The following is a 21,173-nucleotide window of genomic DNA, read 5'->3' as shown; positions in this document are numbered from 1 at the left end:
TTCTAAGCCGTCGCGAGGTCGGTCTTGAGGCCGACATTCGGCCCATCGGACGCTTCCTGGCCGAGATAGGCCTCGATCACCGCCGGCTCGCGCAGCACCGTGGCGGTGACCCCGTCGGCGATGCGCCGGCCGAAATTCAGCACCGTGATGTGGCTCGCCACGTCGCTCACCAGCGTCATGTCGTGGTCGATGATCAGGATGGTCAGGCCCTTCGCCGCCATCCGGCGCAGGAGCACGGTGAGCGCGTTCTTCTCCGACGAGTTGAGGCCCGCCGCCGGCTCGTCGAGGAGGAGCAGCACCGGGTTGCCGGCCAGCGCCCGGGCGATCTCGACCAGGCGCTGATGCCCGTAGGAGAAGGACGAGATCGGCTCGTCGGCCCTGGCCTCCAGGCCGACGAAGGCGAGGGCGGCGCGGGCCCGCGCCTCCAGCGAGGCACGGGTCTGGGCGACGATGCCGTTGCCCGGCCGCTCGGCGCCGATCACCACGTTCTCGAGCGCGCTCATCGAGCGGAACAGGCGGATGTTCTGGAACGTCCGCCCGAGCCCCGCGCCCGCGCGCTGGTGCGGCGCGAAGCGGGTGATGTCCCGCCCGTTGAGCCGCACCCGGCCGCCGGTCGGGGTGTAGAGGCCCGACAGCACGTTGAGCGTCGTGGTCTTGCCCGATCCATTCGGGCCGATCAGCGCGTGGATGCCGCCGCGGGTCACCGTGAAGCTGACCTCGTCGACCGCCTTCAGGCCGCCGAAGTGCTTGGACAGCCCCTCGACCTCGATGACCGGGGCGGCGATGCCTGCGTCCTGCGTCAGCGTCAGGTCTTGCGCCCGGGGGGCGGCGGCCTTGCGCGGCCGCAGGCGCTTCACCTGGTCGCCGAGGAAGCCCCAGATGCCCTCCGGCATGAACACCACGATCAGGATCACGGCGAGCCCGTAGATCGCGAGGTAGAGCCCAGGGATCTCCTTGAGGAAGCGCAGCCATTCCGGGATCAGGATCAGGAGGCCGGTGCCGATCACCGCGCCGACCGGCGAGCCGACGCCGCCGAGGAGCGCCATGGTGAGGAACACCACCGATTCGGCGAAGGAGAACTGGTCCGGGCTGATATAGGTGAAGCTGCCGGCAAACAGCCCGCCGCCTAAGCCCGCGAGCAGCGCCCCGATGGCGAAGGCCATGACCTTGGTGCGGTAGATGTCGATGCCGGTGACGCCGGCCGCCAGCTCGTTGTCGCGCACCGCCCGCATGGCGCGGCCGAGGCGGGTCTTCGGCATCCGCCACACCGCGTAGGCCACCGCCGCCAGCACGACGACGCAGAGCGCGAGGTAGCTCTGGCCGTCGGTGAACAGGCCGGGGCGCTTGATGTTCGGCACGCCGTCCGGCCCGTGGGTGACCGGGATCCAGTTGATCATGATCAGCGTCAGGATCTGCTGGAACGAGATCGTCACCATGGCGAGGTAGTGGCCGCCGAGGCGCAGCGTCGAGGCGCCGAGCACCGCGCCGAGGACGAGGGCCAGGACGAGGCCGATCGGCAGGCAGAGCCAGAAGCTGATCCCGAGATCGACGGTGCCGAGGCCGACCGCGTAGGCGCCGATGCCGAAGAACGCGGCCTGCGCCAGGTTGATCTGCCCGCACAGGCCCAGCACGACGGTGAGCCCGATGACCGCGATGGCGTAGGTCGCGGCCTGCATCAGGATGTTGAGCACGTAGCCGCTGAACGGCGTCGTGGCGGCGAGGAACACCGCGACCGCGACCAGGGCGACGTAGGCGAGGGTGCCGACGGGAAAGCGGCGGGCGGGCGCCACGGACACCGGGTCCGCCGCGACGGGGCGAGGGGAGCCGGTCATGCTTTCTCCGCGATGCGTTCGCCGAAGATGCCCTGCGGGCGCAGGGCCAGGAAGGCGACGAGGACGATGAAGGCGAAGGCGTCCTTGTAGGGGACCGAGATGTAGGCGGCGCCGAAGGTCTCGATGATGCCGAGAGCCAGCCCGCCGATGATCGCCCCGGTCACGTCGCCGAAGCCGCCGATGATGGTGGCGGCGAAGGCCTTCAGCGCGATCGTCGCGCCCATCTGGATCGACACGAACAGCACCGGCGCGACCAGGATGCCGGCGATGCCCCCTAACACGGCGCTGTAGACGAAGGTCAGCATGATCATCCCGGCGACCGGGATGCCGAGGAGCGCCGCCATCTCCTTGTCCTGCGAGGTCGCCTGGAGCTTCTTGCCGATCAGGGTGTGCTCGAAGAACCAGTACTGGAACGCCACCAGCACCGCGGTCACGGCGATGATCAAGAGGTACTGGGTGTCGAGGTAGACCGGGCCGACCAGGAAGCCTTGCGTCTCGAAGACCGGCGGCAGCACCTGCGGCTGCGGCCCGTAGAGGGCGAGCGTGGTGTTGGCGAGGAAGATCGAGGCGCCGATGGTCGAGATGATCACCGGCAGGTAGGTGCGGTGGCGCAACGGATAGTAGACGCCGAGGTTGAACAGCGCGCCCAGCATCGCCATGCCGCCGATGGCGAGCAGGAACGACAGCCAGTACGGCCATTGCAGGTCGACGGCGAAGACCACCATCAGGAAGGCGGCGACCATCGAGAACTCGCCTTGCGCGAAGTTCACCACGTTGGTGGCGCGGAAGATCAGCACGAAGCCGAGCGCCACGAGGGCGTAGACGGCGCCGATGCCGATGCCTGTGAACAGAAGCTGGAGGATGAGGTCCATGCGGGCCCGCCCCGATCGGATGAAAAGGGTCGCGCCGCCGCGCATCGGGCAGCGGCCGAAACGGCGCCGGGACGGCTCGAGCGCCGTCCCGGTGAGATGTCCGACAGGTCAGCCCTTGTAGAAGTCGATGCGCTTGTCGAAGACGATGTTGCCCTTGTCGTTGCGCACCACGTTGTAGCCGTGCAGGCCGTCGCCGTTCTGGTCGAAGTTGTAGGTGCCTTCCGCCCCCTCGTGGCCGCGGATGGCGAGGAGCGCCTCGCGGATCGCCTTCGGGTCGATCTTGCCGGCGGCGTTGATGGCCTTCGCCAGCACCGTCACGGCGTCGAAGGTCCAGGAGGACTGGTTGTCCGGCGGGATCTTCATCACCGCCCGGTAGGCCTTGCCGAAGTTGCGCGCCGCGTCGCTCGATTCCTCGGCGTAGTCCGCGACCCCGTAGGTGTTGTAGAGCGAGGGACCGGCGAGCTTGAGCGCCGTGACGTTGACGATCGAGGCCGAGCCGACCCAGGGCGCCTGGACGCCGAGCTGGCGCAGCTGGCGGGCGAAGATGCCGAGGTCGTTCTCGAAGGTGAAGTAGGAGCCGATCACGTCGGCGCCCGACTGGCGGATCGCCAGCACCACCGGGGTGAAGTCCTGGCTCTGGTTGGAATAGCCCTGGTCGAGCGCCACCGTGGCGCCGGACTTTCCGAGAGCCTCCGTCAGCGCCTTGGCGCCGCTGGTGCCGAAGGCGTCGGTCGAGTGGATGATCGCCCACTTCTTCTTGGCGAGCGTGCCGACGCCGTACTCGGCGATGACGCGGGCCGAGAAGCTGTCGTTCGGGCGGAAGCGGAACAGCCAGGGGTTGCCGAGCTGGGTCAGCACCGGGTCGGTGCCGCCGAAGGCCACGGGCTTTCCGGTCTTCAGGATGTCCGGCGCCATGGCGTGGTTCTGGGTCGAGCGGATCGAGCCGAGGAACGCCACGAGATCGGGTTGCGAGGCGAGCTTCGAGAAGGCCAGCACCGCGCCCGGATTGGTGGTCTGGTCGTCCTCGGTGACGATCTCCATCGGCTTGCCGAGCACGCCGCCGGCCTTGTTGACGGCTTCCAGCGCGATCTTGGCGCCGTTGAGGGCGAAGCGGCCGGCATCGGCGCCGGGCCCGGTGACCGGCAGCACCATGCCGATCCGCACCGTCCCGCCCTGGGCGCTCGCGGGGCGGATGATCGACGGCGCGACGACGCCGGCAGCCGCGACCGTGGCCGCACTCTTCAGGAAAACGCGGCGCGTCGTCCTCATCGGCATGTTCCTCCCAGGGGAAATGACCGGTGCTTCGAGGCCCGGCCTTGGGCGGGATGAGACACCGGCAGCGCTGCCATGTCCATCCCCCCAGTCCCTCCTCCGGGATTAAAAATGCCCGGGCAGATCTGCACCGGACGCCCTCGACCGCGGGCGCCGGCGCGGCCATTCTCCCGCGCGCCAGAACCAAGAAACCGGGAGGATTTCCATGCAGATCTCAGCCAGCGGCCTGACGGCCTACGTGCGGGACATCTTTTCGCGCGCGGGCTGCTCGGAGGCCGAGGCCGAGCGGATCGGCCGCTACCTCGTCGCCGCCAACCTGACCGGGCACGACAGCCACGGCGTCATCCGGGTGCCGCGCTACGTCGCCTGGCTGCAGGAGGGCGAGGTCGAGGCCGACCGGACGCCCGAGGTGGTGACCGACGGCCCGGCCTTCGCGCTGATCGACGCGCATTACGGCTTCGGCCAGACAGCCGGTCCGTTCGCGACGGAACTCGGCATCCGCAAGGCGCGGGAGAACGGCGTCGCCATCGTGGCGCTGCGCCATGCCGGCCATCTCGGCCGCATCGGCGAGTGGGCCGAGCAGGCGGCCGCCGCCGGCCTCGTCTCGGTGCATTTCGTCAACGTGGCGGGCAGCCTCCTCGTCGCGCCGTTCGGCTCGGTCGACCGGCGCTTCTCGACCGCGCCGTTCGCGGCCGGCTTCCCCGTCCAGGGCGCCGAGCCGGTGATCCTCGACTTCGCGACGTCCGCGGTGGCCGAGGGCAAGGTGCTGGTCGCCTCGCAAGGGGGCAAGACGCTGCCCGAGGGCGTGCTGATCGAGCCCGACGGGCGCCTGTCGAGCGATCCCGCGACGCTCTACGGCCCCCTCGACGGCCCGGAGCGCGACAACCTCAAGGGCGCCGGTGCGATCCGGGCCTTCGGCGAGCACAAGGGCTCGGGGCTCGCCCTGCTATGCGAATTGCTCGCCGGCGCGCTCACCGGATCCGGCACCGCGGGCCCGGGGGCGCGGCGGTTCTGCAACGGGATGCTGTCGCTCTACATGACGCCGGAGGCCTTCGGCTCCGAGGACGCGATGGTGCGCGAGACCCGCGCCTATCTCGACTTCTTCAAGGGCGCGCGGCCGGTGCCGGGGGGCGAGGTGCTGCTGCCGGGCGAGCCGGAGCGGCGGACGCGGGCCAAGCGCCTGGCGGAGGGTGTGCCGCTGCCGGATCCGGTCTGGGACACGCTGCTGGCGGCGGGAAGGCCGTTCGGGCTGGATGGGGAGGCGTATCGGGAGTGATCTGAAGTTGCGCTCCCGCGAACGCCAATCCGCAACCTCCCCGTATAGGCATCTTGCGGCTGGTACGCTGTAAGCTTACCTTGCCGCTTGGCTTTCGACTGGCACGACGAGAAGCTGGCACGACGAGAAGAACGAGAAGGTGCGCGCAGAGCGCGGCTTCGGCTTCGAGGACGCCGTCGGGATCTTCCTCGGCCAGACCGTCGAGTGGCAGGACCTGCGCCAAGCCTACGGCGAGCCTCGCATGATCGCGGTCGGTGAGGTCGGGGGCAGGTTCTACACCGTCGTCTACACGGATCGGGGGCCGGTGCGCTGGATCATCACCGCCTGGCCCTCGAACAGGAAGGAGCGTACCCGATGGCGAAATTCAGTCTGAGCCAGGCGCTTCTGCACCGCCCCCAGGTCGACGAAGTCAAACTGGATGCAACGACCGAAGAGGATATCCGGGCCTATCAGGAGGAGGACGGCTTTGACCCCGAACTCGAGCCGAAAGCCGTGCGGGTCGTGCCGGGTCCGCGAGACGTGCGGGTCCGTCTCGGCCTGACGCAGAAGGAGTTCGCGGAGGCGCTGCACATCCCTCTGGCGACGGTCCGCAACTGGGAGCAGGGCCGTACCGTTCCGGATGCGCCGGCCCGCGCCCTGCTGACCGTCGTAGCGCGAGAGCCGGAGGCTGCCTTCGCGGCGCTCGGCACCGGCGTCGTGCCGGATGATCTCGACGAGACCGCCGGCTCACCGCCATCGCGGTGAGCGTTACAGATCGTCACACTCATCCGGCAGGCCGTCATGAAGATCGGACAGCATGTCGGCCGGCATGCTGTCGATGATGTCGAGGAGGACGGAGAGGTTGTCCGGGCGTTCGCGCAAGATCGTCTCACCACTCGGCTGATTGATGCCGGCCTCGACCCTGTCGGGCATGGATCCCGGTGGCGCGTGAACCTGTCGGTTCGCGCCAAGCTTGATCATATCGCGAGCCATTCCGCCGTCTCCAGTCCCAACGATTCTATGGCGCTCCCGGCCGCGGCACCATCGCCTCATCGGCCAGAAAATCACGAGACACCGCGCCCCGCTTCCGTACAATCCCCCCGTCCGGCGCGAAGACCGGACGGGAGGAGACGAGTGATGAACCGACGTGACGTCCTCGCGGGCGCCGCCGCCCTGACCGCGACCACGGTCGCGGCGCGGGCCGACCGGCTGCCCCTCGGCGACCTGCCGGGCACCCGCTATCCCGACCCGCGGGTCGAGGCGCTGGACAAGCGCTTCCGCTACAAGGTCGGCAACGCCGCCATCGAGCGCATCGCCACCGGCTTCCGCTGGGCCGAAGGCCCGGTCTACTTCCGGGACGGCGGCTACCTCCTGTGGAGCGACATCCCGAACAACCGGATCATGCGCTGGCTCGAGAACGGCCATGTCAGCGTCTACCGGGCGAATTCCAGCTACTCGAACGGCAACACCCGCGACCGCCAGGGCCGGCTCATCACCTGCGAGCACGACACCCGCCGGGTGACCCGCACCGAGCCGGACGGCAAGATCACGGTGCTGATCGACACGTTCGACGGCAAGCCGCTCAACGCCCCCAACGACGTGGTGGTGGCCTCCGACAACGCGGTGTGGTTCACCGATCCGGGCTACGGCATCGACGGGTTCTACGAGGGCCACAAGGACAAGGCGGAGCTGCCGACCCGGGTCTACCGCCTCGATCCGTCGACCGGCCAGGCCAAGGTGGCGGCGGAGGGGATCGACCGCCCGAACGGCCTCGCCTTCTCGCCCGACGAGAAGACCCTGTACGTCGTCGACAGCGGCCTCACCCATGGCGGGCGCGCCAACATCCGCGCCTTCTCCGTCGAGGGCGATCGCCTCACCGGCGACCGGGTCTTCGCCGAGGGCTTCGCGCCGGGCTTCACCGACGGGGTGCGCACCGACGTCGACGGCAACGTCTGGTGCTCGATGGGCTGGGCCGACCCGAAGGAGGACGGGGTGCGCTGCTACACGCCGTCCGGCGACCTGATCGGCAAGATCCACCTGCCGGAGACCTGCGCCAACCTCTGCTTCGGCGGGCCGAAGAAGAACCGGCTGTTCATGGCGGCGAGCACCTCGATCTACGCGGTGTACGTGGAGACGCAAGGGGCGATGGTGCCGTAAGGGCGAGGGGCCGGCCCTCGGCCCGACGGCCCTCGTGCGCAGGGCGGTCCGGCTCGGAGGGATCGGCCCGCGCGAGGCCGTGGCCGGCACCCGGGACGGCAGAGGGGAGGGGATCGAGGGCCGCGCGTCGTCGATCCCGGTCAGATCTCGAACAGCGACCCCTGCACGGCGCCCGTCACGGCCGCCTTCGTCTCGGTGGCCGGTTCCTTGCGCCTGGCCGCCCGGCGCGGGGCCGGCTTCGGCGGCATCGCGGGCGGTGTCTCCGGCGGCGTGCCGGGTGCGGGCGCGCCGTCGACGGAAGCCGCCACCCGCCCGTCGGCGAACTCGACCGTGAGGCGCCCCGCGGCCCGTGCCGCCCCCGCCGAGCCGACCGGCGTGCCGGAGCCGTCGAGCACCAGGGCGTAGCCGCGGGCCAGCACCGACCGGTAATTGAGGCTGGCGAACAGGGCGGTCGCCCGCGACAGCCGCCCGGCGAGTCGTTCGAGTCCCTGGCCCGGCGCCCGGTCGAGCCGTCGCGACAACCCGTTCAGCCGCTCGCCCTGCACCGCCAGCACCCGCTCCAGGGCGTGGCGCGGGCGGTGGTCGATCGCCGCGAGGCGCTCGCGGGCCCGGGCCAGGCGCAAGGAGGGCGGATTGCGGGCGAGCCCCTGGAGCGCGCGGTTGAGGCGGGCTTGCGCGTCGCGGGCATTGCCGGCGAGCGCCGGCGCCAGGCGGGCCTCCGCGAGGTCGAGGCGCTGGCGTTTCTGGGCGAGCAGCGCCTCGGGCCCCGGCAGGGCGCGGGCGAGGCCGCGCAGCTCGCCCCGCCGCTGCTCGACGAGGCGCAGGAGCGCCCCGGCATGGCGCCGGCCCAACGAATCGAGGTCGGCCAGCAGCTCGTGCAGCACCGGCACCGCCATCTCGGCCGCGCCGGTCGGGGTCGGGGCGCGCCGGTCGGCGGCGTGGTCGATCAGCGTGACGTCGGTCTCGTGGCCGACGGCGGAGATCAGCGGGATCGTGCTCGCGGCGGCGGCCCGGACCACGATCTCCTCGTTGAAGCACCACAGGTCCTCGATCGAGCCGCCGCCGCGGGCGACGATCAGCACGTCGGGCCGCGGGATCGCGCCGCCGGGCGCGAGCGCGTTGAAGCCGTGGATCGCCGCGGCGATCTCCTCGGCCGCGCCGTCCCCCTGCACCCGCACCGGCCAGACCAGGACCGGGCGCGGGAAACGGTCGGCGAGGCGGTGCAGGATGTCGCGGATCACCGCGCCGGTCGGCGAGGTGACGACGCCGACGACCCGAGGCAGGTACGGCACCGGCCGCTTGCGGGCGGCGTCGAACAGCCCCTCCGCCGCGAGGGTGCGCCGGCGCTCCTCCAGCAGCGCCATCCAGGCGCCGGCCCCGGCGGGCTCGAGCGAATCGACCACGATCTGGTAGGCGGACTTGCCCGGATAGGTCGTGATCCGCCCGGTCACCACGACCTCCAAACCCTCCTTGGGCTTGTGGCGCAGCCGCAGCATCGTGCCCTTCCAGATCACGGCGTCGATCTTGGCGCCGCCGTCCTTGAGGCTGAAATAGGCGTGGCCGGAACCGTGCGGGCCGCGATAGCCCGAGATCTCGCCCTTGAGGCGCACATGCCCGAACGCATCCTCCAGGGTGCGCTTGAGGGCGGTCGCCAGTTCGGTGACCGACCACTCGGGCACGTTGGCGATCGGGGCGGAGAGAGCGGAGGCCGACATCGCGCACGAGGCTACCGGCTCGGGCAGCGCCGCGGAAGGCCGGGGCCTGCGCCTTGCGGAAACCCGTGTCCCCCGCGCATCAGTCCCGGTTGCCGCGTCGGGCCGGGGCCCCTAAACCGTCGCGCGAGAGAGATCCACCGTTTCGGAACCGGCGATGCGCGACCAGCACCCCCTCACCCTCCTGCTGATCGGCTCCGGCGGGCGCGAGCACGCGCTGGCCTGGAAGCTCGCCCAGAGCCCGCTCTGCCGGCGCCTGCTGATCGCTCCCGGCAATCCGGGCACCGCGGCGCACGGCACCAACCTCGCCCTCGACGTGACCGACCACGCCGCGGTGATCGCCGCCTGCCGGCGCGAGGGCGTCGATTTCGTGGTCGTCGGCCCCGAGGCGCCGCTGGTGGCGGGCCTCGTCGACGCGCTCTCGGAGGCCGGCATCCGGGCCTTCGGGCCGAACGCAGCGGCGGCCCGGCTCGAAGGCTCGAAGGCCTTCACCAAGGAGCTGTGCCGGGACTTCGCGATTCCGACCGCCGCCTTCGCGCGCTTCAGCGCGGTCGCGCCGGCGCTCGCCCACCTGCGCGCCGGCCCCGTCCCGGTCGTCGTCAAGGCCGACGGGCTCGCCGCCGGCAAGGGCGTGGTGGTGGCCGAGACCCTCGACCAGGCCGAGGCCGCGGTCGAGAGCATGCTCGGCGGCGGGATGGGCGCGGCCGGCGCCGAGGTGGTGATCGAGGCCTGCATGGTCGGCGAGGAGGCGAGCCTGTTCGCCCTGTGCGACGGCACGAACGCCGTTCTCCTCGGCACCGCCCAGGACCACAAGCGCGTCCATGACGGCGACAAGGGGCCGAATACCGGCGGCATGGGCGCCTACTCCCCGGCTCCGGTGCTCACGCCCGCGCTCGAGGCCGAGGTGATGGCGCGGATCATCCGCCCGACCCTCGACGGGATGCGGGCGCGCGGCACGCCGTTCTCCGGCATCCTCTATGCCGGGCTGATGCTGACGGCCGAGGGCCCGATGCTGATCGAGTACAACACCCGCTTCGGCGATCCCGAATGCGAGGTGCTGATGCCGCGCCTCGCCTCGGACCTGGTGCCGCTGCTGCTCGCGGCCGCCGAGGGCGACCTCTCGGGCGTCACGCCGGAATGGCGCGACGAGGTCGCGCTGACCGTCATCATGGCCGCGCCCGGCTATCCCGGCACCGTCGCCAGGGGCTCGGAGATCCGCGCCCTCGCCGAGGCCGAGGCCGCCGGCGCCCTGGTGTTCCAGGCCGGCACGAAGCGCGAGGGCGACCGGCTCGTCGCCGATGGCGGCCGGGTTCTTGCGGTGACGGCGCTCGGCCGCGACGTGCGGGAGGCGCAGACCCGCGCCTACGCCGCCCTCGACCGGATCGACTGGCCGGAGGGCTTCTGCCGCCGCGACATCGGCTGGCGCGCGGTGGCGCGCGAGACCTGAGCCGTATTTGCGCGTTACCCCGGGGTCCGACCGACAAGACCCTGGGGAGCGCCCGATGTCCGCCGACCTGTTTCCCGGCTTCACCTCGCACTGGATCGACCTGCCCGACGGCCGCTTCTTCGCCCGGGCCGGCGGTCCTCCGGAGGCGCCGCCGCTCGTGCTGCTGCACGGCTTTCCCCAGACCCATGCCTGCTGGCACCGGATCGCACCGGCGCTCGCCCGCACCCACCGGGTGATCTGCCTCGACCTCAAGGGCTACGGCTGGTCGGCGGCGCCCGCGGGCGACGCCGCGCACGAGGCCTATTCGAAGCGGCAGATGGGCCGGGAGGTGGTGGCCGTGATGGAGCGGCTAGGCCATGTCCGCTTCGGCCTCGTCGGCCACGATCGCGGCGCACGGGTCGGCTACCGCCTAGCCCTCGACGAGCCGGGCCGGATCGACCGCCTCGCCCTCCTCGACATCCTGCCCACGGTCTCGCAGTGGCAGACGATGGACCGGGAGCCCGGAGCCTATCCGCACTGGCGCTTCCTGGCGCAGCCCGCCCCGGTGCCCGAGCGGGAGATCGGCAAGGCGCCGATTCCCTATTACGAGGACCTGCTGCGGCTGTGGACCGGCGACGGCACCCTCGACGCCTTCTCGCCCGGCGCCCTCGACCTCTACCGCCAGAGCTGGAACGTGCCCGAGCGCATCCACGCGAGTTGCGAGGATTACCGCGCCGGAGCGGGCCCCGACCGGGCCGCCGACGAGGCCGACCTCGCGGAGGGACGCCGCCTCGCCGGGCCGGTGCTGGTCCTGGCCGCCGACCGCTTCGTCGGCAAGAACGGGCTCGGTCCGGTGCGGCAGGCCTGGACCGGCACCTTCGCGCCGCCGGACACCACCTTCGAGATCGTCCCGTCGGGCCATTTCGTCGCCGAGGAGAACCCGCAGGCGACCCTGGCGATCCTGGAGCGCTTCCTGCAAGCCTGACCCGAGCGCCCGGCGACAGACCCGCGCCGGGCGGGGGACGGCCCCCCGTCCCGGACCGTAGCGGGGAGGGTGCGCCTGCGGCACAACCCGGGCGGGCGGCACCGCCCGGGGGAAACATCCGTGGGTCTGTTCTACGCGCTCGGCGCCTTCCTGAGCTGGGGCCTCGTGGTCCCGGTGCATTTCCGCCTGCTCGACGGGGTGCCGGCCTGGGGCATCCTCGCCCACCGCATCGTCTGGTCGAGCCTGTTCATCGTCCTCTTGCTCGCGACCCTGCGCCTGCTGCGCCGGGCTCCCCGGATCCGGCTCGAGCGCCGCCACGGCTTCCTGCTGCTCTCGGCCCTCCTCATCGCGGGCAACTGGTCCTTGTACCTGTGGGCGGTCCAGAACGGGCGGATGCTCGACGCGAGCCTCGGCTACTTCATCAACCCGCTGGTCAACGTCGCGCTCGGTGCCCTGGTCCTGCGCGAATCCCTGCGCCCGCTCCAGCTCGCCGCGGTGGCGCTCGCCGCCATCGGCGTCGTCGCGGCGGTGGCGGCGGCCGGCAGCCTGCCCTGGGTGGCGCTCGCGCTGGCGGTCAGCTTCGCGATCTACGGCCTGATCCGGAAGCTGGTGCCGATCGACCCGATCCTGGGGCTCGGCGCCGAGACGATCGCGCTCCTGCCGATCGCCCTGGCCTATCTCGCGGTCGCGCCGACGCCGCCCGGCCAGGGCACCGGGCAGTGGCTGCTCCTGATGCTCACCGGCATCACCACCGCGGTGCCGCTGATGTGGTTCGCCGCCGCCGCCTCCCGGCTCAAGCTCTCGACCATCGGCCTGCTGCAATACATCTCGCCGACGGGCCTGCTCGTCTTGAGCGTGCTCGCCTACGGCGAATCCCTGCCGCCGTCGCGGGCGCTGGTCTTCGGGCTGATCTGGGCGGGACTGGCGCTCTACGCGCTCGATGCGGCGCGGCCCCGGCCGGTGGCCCTGGGGGCCTCGACGGACAGCCCAGCCTGACGCAAGCTCCACCGGTCAAGCTTCCCCCGTCCAACCATAATCGCGGGGCTTCCTGCTTCGGGCGACGAATCGGCGGGGGCCGCGATGATCCTGGACGACGTGAAGACGAGGGACGAGGCCGGACCGCATCCGATCTGGCTGGTCCTCGGCCCCTGGGCGGTGTTCGCCGTGGCGGTGGGCGGGTTTCTCGCGCGCTGGCTGCCGTGAGACCGGGGTTCGACAGGGGTTCGTCGAACGGACACTGACCGCGACCGGCAACGACGACCCGCGTGGAAACACCTGCGGGCAGACAACCGCTCCCGGCAGGCCACCCCGTTTCCCGGACGATTGCAGCGATCGCGGAAGGCGATCCGGGATCCAGACGGAAGACTCGCCCCGAAGCGGCTCGGCATGCCGCACCGTTGCAAGGATACGGGCGCTTCGCGCCGTCTTGCGCTGGATCCCGGATCTCCTTGCACATCAAGAGACCGGTCCGCGTCGTCCCGGGTTCCGCTGCCGCCGCCCCGGGACGAGGCTCCCTCTACGTCAGCATCTGCAGGTCGCCGTCCACCGCCAGCGCTTGGCCCGAGATGGTCTTGCCGCGCTCGGAGGCCAGGAACAGGATCTGGTCGGCGATCTGGCGGGCGGTGACGTAGTCCTTGATCGAGGCCGCCGCGAAGGCCGAGGCCTCCATCTCCGCGAAGCTGACCCCGCGCTGCTGCGCCTTGGCCTCCAGCACCCGGCGCTGGCGGTCGCCGGCGACGATGCCGGGCAGGACCGCGTTGACCCGGACGCCGTCGGGCCCGAGTTCCCGCGACAGCGACTTAGTGAAGCCGATCACCGCCCATTTCGCCGCCGCGTAGGGCGTGCGCAGCGGGAAGCCGAACCGCCCCGCCACCGAGGACAGGTTGACGATCGACGGGTTGGCGCTGCGGCGCAGCAGCGGCACCGCCAGCCGCACGCAGTTGAACTGCCCGGTGATGCAGATGTCGAGGGTGCGGTCCCAATCCTCCGGGTTGATCTCCTCGACCCGGCCGGTCGGCCCGGCGATGCCGGCATTGTTGACGAGGCAGTCGAGCCCGCCGAGCGCGGCCTCGGCTTCGGCGAACAGGCGGGCGACGTCGCCGCGCGAGGCCACGTCGGCGTAGGTGCCGGTGATGCCGGGGGCTAGGGCCGCCAGCGCCGCGCGGTCGACGTCGCAGACATGGACCCGCGCGCCCTCATCCACGAAGGCCTGCGCCACCTCGAGCCCGATGCCACCGGCGCCGGCGGTGACCAGCACCTTCAGGCCGCCCAATCCCATCTCCATGATCGTCCTCCGATGTGTCAGGGCGCGAGGCGCCCGGTCGTCTCGATGAAGTCGGCGCTGGCGGCGATGTCGGCGGCCAGCGCCGCGCGGGCGCCGTCGCCGTCGCCGGCGGCGAGCGCCGCCGCCAGGTGGGCATGGTGCACCTGCGCCCCGCCCTCGGCGACGCGCCGGCGCGACGAGCGCATGTCGAGGTTGAGCACCGGCCCGATGCGCAGCCACAGGCCCTCGATGATCGCGACGAGCGAGGGCAGGCCGGCGGCCCGGTAGACCGCGAAGTGCAGGTCGCGATTCGCCCGCATCGCCCGTTCCAGGTCGGGCTCGGGGGCCAGCACCTCGTGGCGGAACGCGGCGTCGTGGCTTCGGATCGCCGCGAGGTCGTCGGGAGCGAGCCTGCGCGCGGCCTCGGTCGCGGCGAAGCCCTCGACGGCGATGCGCACCCGGGTCAGCTCGCGGAACGTCGACAGCGTCATCACCGGCACCCGCACGGCGCGGTTCGGCAACACCTCCAGCGCCTCGTCGGCGACGAGCCGCGACACCGCCTCGCGCGCCGGCATCACCGAGGTGCCGAGCCCCTCGGCGAGGGTGCGCAGCGACAACCGCTCCCCCGGCGCGAGCGCGCCGGCGATCAGCCGGTCGCGCAGGGCCTCGTAGGCCTGCGCGCCCAGGGTGGCGTGCGCGACGCGGCCGATCCGGGCGATGCTCTCCACCGCCGCCTCCCTCAAGGTCCCGCTGCTTGGCCCGCCGGCATCTCGACAGGCGCGCGGTTTGGTGCGAGCCTAAGTGTGATCACAGATCACGGCAACCCCAACGACCGTGAGGCAGGGCAGGACACGCAACCGACGCACCGGCTCGTCCGCCGCGCCGTGACGTCTTCCGAGGGATTGTTTCGCGATGCCAACCGTCGCCGTCGTCGGGGCCGGGCTGATCGGCCGGTCCTGGGCCGTCGTCTTCGCCCGGGCGGGCTTTTCCGTCCGGCTCACCGACCTCCATCCCGCCGCGCTCGCCGCCGCGCCCGGCCATGTCGAGGAGGCCCTGCGCCAGCTCGAGGGCCACGGCCTCGTCGCCGACGTGCCGGCGGCGCTCGCCCGCATCCGGACCTGCGCCGACCTGTCGGAGGCGGTGGCCGGCGCCGACCTCGTGCAGGAGAACGGCCCCGAGACGGTGGAGGCCAAGCGCGCACTCTTCGCCGAGCTCGACGCCCTGTGCGCGCCGGACACGATCCTCGCCTCCTCGACCTCGGCGATCGTCGCCTCGCTGTTCACCGAAGGGCTCGCCGGGCGCGCCCGCTGCCTCGTCGGCCACCCGGTCAACCCGCCGCACCTCGTCCCGGTGGTGGAGCTGTGCGGCGCGCCCTGGACCGACCCGGCGGTGGTCGAGCGCGCCCGCGCCCTCTACGAGGCGGCCGGCCAGGCGGCGGTGACGGTGCGTCGCGAGGTCGAGGGCTTCGTGCTCAACCGCCTGCAGGGGGCGCTGCTCTCCGAGGCGTTCCGCCTCGTCGCCGAGGGGGTGGTGAGCCCGGCCGACCTCGACCGGACGGTCGCCGAGGGGCTGGGGTTGCGCTGGTCGTTCCTCGGGCCCTTCGCCACGATCGACCTCAACGCGCCGGGCGGCGTCGCCGACTACGCCACCCGCTACGGCGGCTTCTACGGCCGGCTCGCCGCCGATCCGGCCCCGGCCTCGGTCTGGTCGCCCGAGAGCGCCGCCCGCATCGTCGCCGCCTGGGACGGCGGCCCCGATCCCGCCCCGCCGGCGGAGCGCAGCCGCCGCCGCGACGCGCGCCTCGCCGCCCTGATTGCGCACAAGCGCGCCCAATCGTGAGAGGAAACCCCATGGCCACGCGAAAAGTCGTCATCACCTGCGCCGTCACCGGCGCGATCCACACGCCGTCGATGTCGCCGCACCTGCCGGTGACCCCCGACGAGATCGCCGAGGCCGCGATCGGCGCGGCGGAGGCCGGCGCGGCGATCGTCCACCTGCACGCCCGCGACCCGAAGACCGGCAAGCCCGACCAGTCGCCCGAGGCCTTCGAGCCGTTCCTGAGGGTGATCAAGCAGCGCTCGAACTGCGTGGTGAACCTCACCACCGGCGGCGCCCCGACCATGGGCATCGACGAGCGCCTCGGACCGGCAGCCCATTTCAAGCCGGAGGTCGCCTCGCTCAACATGGGGTCGATGAATTTCGGCCTCTACCCGATGCTGGAGCGGTTCAAGACCTTCCAGCACGACTGGGAGGAGCCCTATCTCGCCGGCTCGCGCGACCGGATCTTCAAGAACACTTTCGCGGACATCGAGCACATCCTGACGACCTGCGCCGAGAACGGCACCCGGTTCGAGGTCGAGTGCTACGATATCGGCCATCTCTACACGCTCGCCCACTTCGCCGATCGCGGCGTGATCAAGCCGCCGTTCTTCGTCCAGAGCGTGTTCGGCATCCTCGGCGGCATCGGCCAGCACCCGGAGGACGTGCAGCACATGAAGCGCACCGCCGACCGGCTGTTCGGCGACGATTACCGCTGGTCGGTGCTGGGCGCGGGCCGCAACCAGATGACCATCGCCGCCCAGGCGATCGCGCTCGGCGGCAACGTCCGGGTCGGGCTGGAGGATTCGCTGTGGATCGGCCCCGGCAGGATGGCCGAGTCGAACGCCCAGCAGGTCGTGAAAGCCCGCCAGATCATCGAGGGCTTGGGCCTCGAGGTCGCGAGCCCGGACGACGCGCGCGAGATCCTGGCGCTCAAGGGCGGCGACCGGGTGAGCTTCTAGGGTCGCCTCGTGTCGGGAACCCGGGCCTGCCCGGGTTCCGCGTCCGTCCGCCTCAGGTCGGGCGGGGGCCGGCCGCCTTCGCGGCCCGCCCCGACCCGGCTCAATACTCGTCGTCGTCCTCGTCCGCCTCGCCCTTCCGCATCGGCTTGAGGCGGGCGAAGACCGAATCCGCGTCCAGGCGCTCGTCGCCGCGGCCGGGGCGGTGATCGGCGTCGCGGTCCTCGGGCTCGGGCAGGACCGAGAGCTCGGGCGGCATCAGGGTGGCGCCGCCCTCGGCGGACTCGACCAGCGGACGGTCCTTGGCGGCGCGCTGGACCTCGAAGTCGAGGTCGATCTGCGAGCACAGGCCGAGGGTCACCGGGTCCATCGGCTGCAGCGAGCCGGAATTCCAGTGGGTGCGCTCGCGGATCTGCTGGATCGTCGACTTGGTCGTGCCGACGAGGCGCATCACCTGCGCGTCCTTCAGCTCCGGATGGTTGCGCAGCAGCCACAGGATGGCGTTCGGCCGGTCCTGGCGGCGGGAGAGGGGGGTGTAGCGCGGGCCCTTGGTGCGCTTGACCTCGGGCAGCTTCACCTTCGACACCGCGACCTTCATGCGGTGGTTCGGGTTCACCTGCGCCCGCTCGATCTCCTCGCGGGTCAGCTGGCCGGTGGAGACCGGGTCGAGGCCCTTGATGCCGGCCGCCACCTCGCCGTCGGCGATGCCCTTCACCTCGAGGGGGTGGAGCTTGCAGAAATCGGCGATCTGATCGAAGGACAGCGACGTGTTCTCGACGAGCCATACGGCCGTCGCCTTCGGCATCAGCGGACCCTGGGACATACTACACCTCCACGGGCATTCCGGCTTCGCGGAACGCGGCCTGCCGCTCCCGGGGAAGCGGCCTTGCGACACGGGCCCCTCGGCGCGACAGGGCGCCCGGGGCGGAGCCGGGGGCCCCGCCGGCGTCCCGGATGATCGGAACGGCCTGTCTCACGCTGTGAGGGAATCGCCCGATATATAGGCGCGTCGCAGGCCCGGCGCAAACCGGTTTGTGGAGGCAAATCGGTTCGCGGCGGACGGTGTCGTCTTCTGGAGTCCCGGATTGTCGGACGGGCGCCGCCCGGCCGGCCGCTCAGACGAACAGGCTCGAGACGCTCGATTCGTCGGCGGTGCGCCCGATCGCCTCGCCGAGCAGCGGCGCGATGGTGACGACCCGGATGTTGCGGGCGAGCTTGACCGCCGCGGTCGGCTGGATCGAATCGGTGATCACCAGCTCCTTGAGCTTCGAGGAGGCGATGCGCGACACCGCGCCCCCCGAGAGCACCCCGTGGGTGATGTAGGCCGAGACGTCCTTGGCACCCTTGGCGAGCAGGGCTTCGGCGGCGTTGACCAGGGTGCCGCCGGAATCGACGATGTCGTCGACGAGGATGCAGGAGCGGCCCTCGACCTCGCCGATGATGTTCATCACCTCGGATTCGCCGGGCCGGTCGCGGCGCTTGTCGACGATGGCGAGCGGCGCGTCGATGCGCTTGGCGAGCGCGCGGGCCCGCACCACGCCGCCGACGTCGGGCGACACCACCATCATGTCGGCGGGCTCGAGCCGCTCCTTGATGTCGCGCACCATCACGGGGGCGGCGAACAGGTTGTCGGTCGGGATGTCGAAGAAGCCCTGGATCTGGCCGGCATGCAGGTCGAGGGTCATGACGCGGTCGGCGCCGGCCTCGGTGATGAGGTTGGCCACCAGCTTGGCCGAGATCGGGGTCCGGCCCGAGGTGCGCCGGTCCTGGCGGGCATAGCCGAAATACGGCAGCACGGCGGTGATCCGCCGCGCCGAGGAGCGCCGCGCGGCGTCGATCATGATGAGCAGTTCCATCAGGTGATCGTTGGCCGGGAACGAGGTCGACTGGACGATGTACACGTCCTCGCCGCGCACGTTCTCCTGGAGCTCGACGAAGATCTCCATGTCGGCGAAGCGGCGCACCGAGCAGACGGCCAGCGGCTTCTCGAGATAGGCCGCGATCGCCTCGGCCAGCGGGCGGCTCGCGTTGCCGGCGACGATCTTGATCGAGGATTTCATCGTGCTTCCATCGTGGCCCGCGCCGAGACCCCCGGCGCGGCCGCGGGATGCTCGAACGAAGCCCGCGCGTCGGGGTTGAGGGACAAACGCATCGAGCGTCGCGCGAATGCGGGCCCCTCGCGCGACGATGCTCTCGTGTGACGGGCGAGGCTCTTACCAGCGCCGGGATACCGTCACAATGCTTTCATGTGCGCCGAATTGCGCAAGTCGCCGGCTTTCGCCCGCACGGTGACTGCTTTCCTAAGCGCGGGGATGCGTCTCAGGGCTGCAGCAGCCGGTGGAGATGCACGATGAAGTAGCGGGTCTGGGCGCTGTCGACCGTCTGCTGCGCCTTCGCCTTCCAGGCCATCGCGGCGCTGGCATAGTCGGGGAAGATGCCGACGACGTCGAGCTTCGAGAGGTCGCGGAAGGTGACGCTGTCGAGGTCGGTCAGCTCGCCGCCGAACACGAGGTGGAGGAGCTGCTTCGGCTCCTGGGAGGTCGCAGGGGTGTTGCCCGGGTTGCTCATGCGCGTCGTCTCCGCGTGCCGCCATGATGCCGCTCGTCCGGTCCGACGGACGGCGCCTGCCCGGTGGGCAGGCGCCGAGCGGCGTCGCAAACGCGGCGGGCCGCGTCAAGCCGGATCATGGTGCGGTGCACCCGCGGCCGCGATCCGGGCAATCCGCCTCAGGCGGCGTCGAGGGACGGGTAGTCGACGTAGCCCTCGGGCCCCTGGCTGTACCAGGTCTTGTAGTTGTCCTTGGCCAGCGGCGCGCCCTTGGCGATCCGCTCCGGCAGGTCCGGGTTGGCGATGAAGGTGCGGCCGAAGGCGATCGCGTCGGCGCGGCCCTCGTCGAGGGCGGCCTGCCCCTTGGGGCCGTCGTAGTCCGAGTTCAGCACCAGGGGCCCGCGGAAGGCGGCCTTGATGGCGGGCGCCACCGGCGGCCGTGCCGCCTTGCCGAAGGTGCCGTTCGGCCCCGGCTCGCGCAGCTCCAGGAAGGCGACGCCGATCCCCGACAGGGCGGCGGCGGCGGCCGGGAACAGCGCCTCGGGATCGGGATCGTCGACGCCCTGGATCGGCTCGTTCGGCGACAGGCGCACCCCGGTGCGGTCGGCCCCGACGGTGTCGGCGACGGTGCGGGCGACCTCCGACAGCAGGCGGATGCGGTTCTCGATCGAGCCGCCGTAGCGGTCCTGGCGCAGGTTGGTGCCCGAGCGCAGGAACTGGTCGATCAGGTAGCCGTTCGCCGCGTGGATCTGCACCCCGTCGAAGCCCGCCTCGACCGCGTTGCGGGCGGCCTTGGCGTAATCCGCCAGCAGCCGCGGGATCTCGTCCTCGCGCAGGGGCCGCGCCTCGGCGTAGGGCTTCTTGCCCTCGTAGGTATGGGCCTGGTCCGGCGCCGTGGTGGCGGAGGCCGAGACGGGCGCCTGCCCGCCGAGGAAATCGGGATGGACCACCCGGCCCATGTGCCAGAGCTGGGCGACGATGCGCCCGCCGGCCTCGCGCACCGCGGCGACGACCGGCTTCCAGGCCTCGACCTGCTCCGCCGACCACAGGCCCGGCGCGAAGGGCCAGCCGGTGCCTTCCTGCGAGATGCCGGTGGCCTCGCTGATGATCAGGCCGGCGCCGGCGCGCTGGCGGTAATACTCCGCCATGATCGGGGTCGGCACGTGGGTCCGGCTGGCGCGGCCGCGGGTCAGCGGCGCCATCAGGATGCGGTTCGGTGCCAGGATGGCGCCGAGCTGGATCGGGTCGAACAGGGAAGGCACGTCCAAGACTCTCCGGATCGAGCCCGGCTTCAAGGGCCGGGCGATGCGGGAGGGATGTGGGCGTTGCAGCGCAGCAGACCAGGGGCGGGCCCGCCACCCGCGTCCCGCGATGTGCGCTGCCTCACCTCCCGCCGCGGATCAGGCCGCGCCGCCTCTCACGACTTGTCCATCTGCTCCCGGGCATCGGAGACCGCCTTCATGCAGCCGGCCTCGTCGCCCTTCTTGTCGAGCTCGCGGGCGCGGTTGAGGCTGGCACGCGCCTCCATCACGCCGGTGCCGCCGCCGCTCGCCTTGGCGACGTCGGCGGTGGCCTGCGTCTCGGCCGAGCCCGGGGCGGGGCCCTTCGGGAGGGAGGAGGGGCTGGTGCCCTTCTCGGTCGCCGCCTCGGCCTGGGCCTCCCGCCGGGAGGCCACCTCCTTGCCGCCGCTCGACGCCGCGATGGTCTCGCGCCCCTTGGCGTCGAGGCGCGGCTCCAGGGAGGAGATCTCGGTGCCGCAGGCACCCGCGAAGGCGGGCCCGGCGAAGGCGGCGAGGAGGCCGGCGGCGAGGATGAGCTTCATGGCGTCTCTCCCTGTCGTTGAATCGTGCCCGTTCCCGAACCTTGGCGTGAAGGGCTCCGTCCGCGAACACCGGCCCGGGGGCAGGGGTTCCGGGGGAGATAGAAACGCGACGAAAAAAGCAGGCCCGCCTCCCCCTCTCCCGTGTGGGAGAGGGGTCGGGGGTGAGGGTGACACGCTTCAGTATAAAGCGGCGACTGTTGTGCTGGCAGCTCTATGTTGAGTGCTTCACACGGAACCGTAGCACCCTCACCCC

21 protein-coding genes and 1 pseudogene are annotated in these 21,173 nt (G+C 71.6%); 10 read left to right on the top strand and 12 right to left on the bottom strand.

From position 1 onward, the window contains the following. Positions 1-2: 2 nt before the first annotated feature. The 3 genes from A5481_RS04120 to A5481_RS04110 form a co-directional block, all read right to left on the bottom strand. On the bottom strand, positions 3-1,832 hold the full coding sequence (locus A5481_RS04120; RefSeq protein WP_082173419.1) for a branched-chain amino acid ABC transporter ATP-binding protein/permease: 1,830 nt from the start codon (positions 1,830-1,832) through the stop codon (positions 3-5). Continuing rightward, positions 1,829-2,704 carry a branched-chain amino acid ABC transporter permease gene (locus A5481_RS04115; protein ID WP_048436304.1) on the bottom strand — a complete coding sequence of 292 codons (876 nt, stop codon included), beginning with the start codon at positions 2,702-2,704 and terminating at the stop codon, positions 1,829-1,831. Before A5481_RS04115 ends, A5481_RS04120 begins: the two co-directional genes overlap by 4 nt. Before the next feature lie 108 nt (positions 2,705-2,812). Continuing rightward, positions 2,813-3,973, bottom strand: a complete 1,161-nt coding sequence (locus A5481_RS04110; protein WP_048436297.1) for an ABC transporter substrate-binding protein — start codon at positions 3,971-3,973, stop codon at positions 2,813-2,815. Positions 3,974-4,181: 208 nt separating this feature from the next. On the opposite strand from A5481_RS04110, the gene A5481_RS04105 reads away from it, so the two are divergent. From A5481_RS04105 to A5481_RS04095, 3 genes and pseudogenes are all read left to right on the top strand, one after another. Continuing rightward, positions 4,182-5,252 carry a malate/lactate/ureidoglycolate dehydrogenase gene (locus tag A5481_RS04105; protein ID WP_048436298.1) on the top strand — a complete coding sequence of 357 codons (1,071 nt, stop codon included), beginning with the start codon at positions 4,182-4,184 and terminating at the stop codon, positions 5,250-5,252. A 127-nt stretch (positions 5,253-5,379) separates the two neighbouring features. Beyond that, positions 5,380-5,625: pseudogene (locus A5481_RS04100) on the top strand (BrnT family toxin); the annotation flags it as partial. After that, positions 5,607-5,996: a helix-turn-helix domain-containing protein gene (locus A5481_RS04095; protein ID WP_048436300.1), complete on the top strand. Its 390-nt coding sequence runs from the start codon at positions 5,607-5,609 to the stop codon at positions 5,994-5,996. The pseudogene A5481_RS04100 and the gene A5481_RS04095, both read left to right, overlap by 19 nt. Positions 5,997-5,999: 3 nt before the next feature. Here the strand turns inward: A5481_RS04095 and A5481_RS04090 are convergent, their stop codons facing one another. Then, the gene (locus A5481_RS04090; protein WP_048436301.1) at positions 6,000-6,224 is read right to left on the bottom strand and encodes a hypothetical protein; all 225 of its coding nucleotides are present in this window, start codon (positions 6,222-6,224) and stop codon (positions 6,000-6,002) included. A gap of 144 nt (positions 6,225-6,368) precedes the next feature. Here A5481_RS04090 and A5481_RS04085 point away from each other — a divergent pair, with 144 nt between their 5' ends. Further along, complete coding sequence (locus A5481_RS04085) at positions 6,369-7,388, top strand: SMP-30/gluconolactonase/LRE family protein (RefSeq protein WP_082984892.1); 1,020 nt, start codon at positions 6,369-6,371, stop codon at positions 7,386-7,388. A 140-nt stretch (positions 7,389-7,528) separates the two neighbouring features. On the opposite strand, the gene xseA is transcribed toward A5481_RS04085, so the two are convergent. Next, a complete protein-coding gene (gene xseA, locus A5481_RS04080; RefSeq protein WP_048433037.1) occupies positions 7,529-9,103 on the bottom strand; it encodes an exodeoxyribonuclease VII large subunit in 1,575 nt (524 codons plus the stop codon). Between the two features lie 154 nt (positions 9,104-9,257). On the opposite strand from xseA, the gene purD reads away from it, so the two are divergent. The 4 genes from purD to A5481_RS35660 all read left to right on the top strand — a co-directional run bounded on the left by purD (position 9,258) and on the right by A5481_RS35660 (position 12,714). Further along, entirely contained in the window at positions 9,258-10,547 is a 1,290-nt protein-coding gene (gene purD / locus A5481_RS04075) for a phosphoribosylamine--glycine ligase (RefSeq protein WP_048433038.1), read from the top strand. Positions 10,548-10,602: 55 nt separating this feature from the next. Continuing rightward, positions 10,603-11,511 (top strand): alpha/beta fold hydrolase, encoded by a 909-nt coding sequence (locus tag A5481_RS04070; RefSeq protein WP_048433039.1) that lies wholly within the window; start codon positions 10,603-10,605, stop codon positions 11,509-11,511. 120 nt (positions 11,512-11,631) lie between these two features. After that, the gene (gene rarD, locus A5481_RS04065; RefSeq protein ID WP_048433040.1) at positions 11,632-12,507 is read left to right on the top strand and encodes an EamA family transporter RarD; all 876 of its coding nucleotides are present in this window, start codon (positions 11,632-11,634) and stop codon (positions 12,505-12,507) included. A gap of 84 nt (positions 12,508-12,591) precedes the next feature. Next, complete coding sequence (locus A5481_RS35660; RefSeq protein ID WP_280818801.1) at positions 12,592-12,714, top strand: hypothetical protein; 123 nt, start codon at positions 12,592-12,594, stop codon at positions 12,712-12,714. A 313-nt stretch (positions 12,715-13,027) separates the two neighbouring features. Here the strand turns inward: A5481_RS35660 and A5481_RS04060 are convergent, their stop codons facing one another. Both A5481_RS04060 and A5481_RS04055 read right to left on the bottom strand, forming a co-directional pair. Next, on the bottom strand, positions 13,028-13,795 hold the full coding sequence (locus A5481_RS04060; RefSeq protein ID WP_048433041.1) for an SDR family oxidoreductase: 768 nt from the start codon (positions 13,793-13,795) through the stop codon (positions 13,028-13,030). Positions 13,796-13,812: 17 nt separating this feature from the next. After that, the gene (locus tag A5481_RS04055; RefSeq protein WP_048433042.1) at positions 13,813-14,502 is read right to left on the bottom strand and encodes a GntR family transcriptional regulator; all 690 of its coding nucleotides are present in this window, start codon (positions 14,500-14,502) and stop codon (positions 13,813-13,815) included. A 184-nt stretch (positions 14,503-14,686) separates the two neighbouring features. On the opposite strand from A5481_RS04055, the gene A5481_RS04050 reads away from it, so the two are divergent. Continuing rightward, a complete protein-coding gene (locus A5481_RS04050; protein ID WP_048433043.1) occupies positions 14,687-15,613 on the top strand; it encodes a 3-hydroxyacyl-CoA dehydrogenase in 927 nt (308 codons plus the stop codon). 11 nt (positions 15,614-15,624) lie between these two features. Continuing rightward, positions 15,625-16,554 carry a 3,5-dioxohexanoate:acetyl-CoA acetone transferase gene (gene kce / locus A5481_RS04045; protein WP_048433044.1) on the top strand — a complete coding sequence of 310 codons (930 nt, stop codon included), beginning with the start codon at positions 15,625-15,627 and terminating at the stop codon, positions 16,552-16,554. A gap of 100 nt (positions 16,555-16,654) precedes the next feature. Here kce and A5481_RS04040 read toward each other — a convergent pair whose 3' ends face one another. The 5 genes from A5481_RS04040 to A5481_RS04020 form a co-directional block, all read right to left on the bottom strand. After that, entirely contained in the window at positions 16,655-17,374 is a 720-nt protein-coding gene (locus tag A5481_RS04040) for a DUF1013 domain-containing protein (protein WP_048433045.1), read from the bottom strand. Positions 17,375-17,666: 292 nt separating this feature from the next. Continuing rightward, the gene (locus A5481_RS04035; RefSeq protein ID WP_048433046.1) at positions 17,667-18,611 is read right to left on the bottom strand and encodes a ribose-phosphate pyrophosphokinase; all 945 of its coding nucleotides are present in this window, start codon (positions 18,609-18,611) and stop codon (positions 17,667-17,669) included. Positions 18,612-18,870: 259 nt separating this feature from the next. Beyond that, positions 18,871-19,119, bottom strand: a complete 249-nt coding sequence (locus tag A5481_RS04030) for a DUF4170 domain-containing protein (protein ID WP_048433047.1) — start codon at positions 19,117-19,119, stop codon at positions 18,871-18,873. A gap of 158 nt (positions 19,120-19,277) precedes the next feature. Beyond that, positions 19,278-20,360 carry an alkene reductase gene (locus A5481_RS04025; protein WP_048433057.1) on the bottom strand — a complete coding sequence of 361 codons (1,083 nt, stop codon included), beginning with the start codon at positions 20,358-20,360 and terminating at the stop codon, positions 19,278-19,280. Positions 20,361-20,515: 155 nt separating this feature from the next. Next, a complete protein-coding gene (locus A5481_RS04020) occupies positions 20,516-20,920 on the bottom strand; it encodes a hypothetical protein (RefSeq protein WP_048433048.1) in 405 nt (134 codons plus the stop codon). Between the last annotated feature and the right edge of the window lie 253 nt (positions 20,921-21,173).

The organism is Methylobacterium platani (assembly GCF_001653715.1).
Taxonomy (GTDB): domain Bacteria; phylum Pseudomonadota; class Alphaproteobacteria; order Rhizobiales; family Beijerinckiaceae; genus Methylobacterium; species Methylobacterium platani.
The sequence above is the reverse complement of the archived record's forward strand: the minus strand, read 5'-3'. Positions and strand labels throughout refer to the sequence as shown.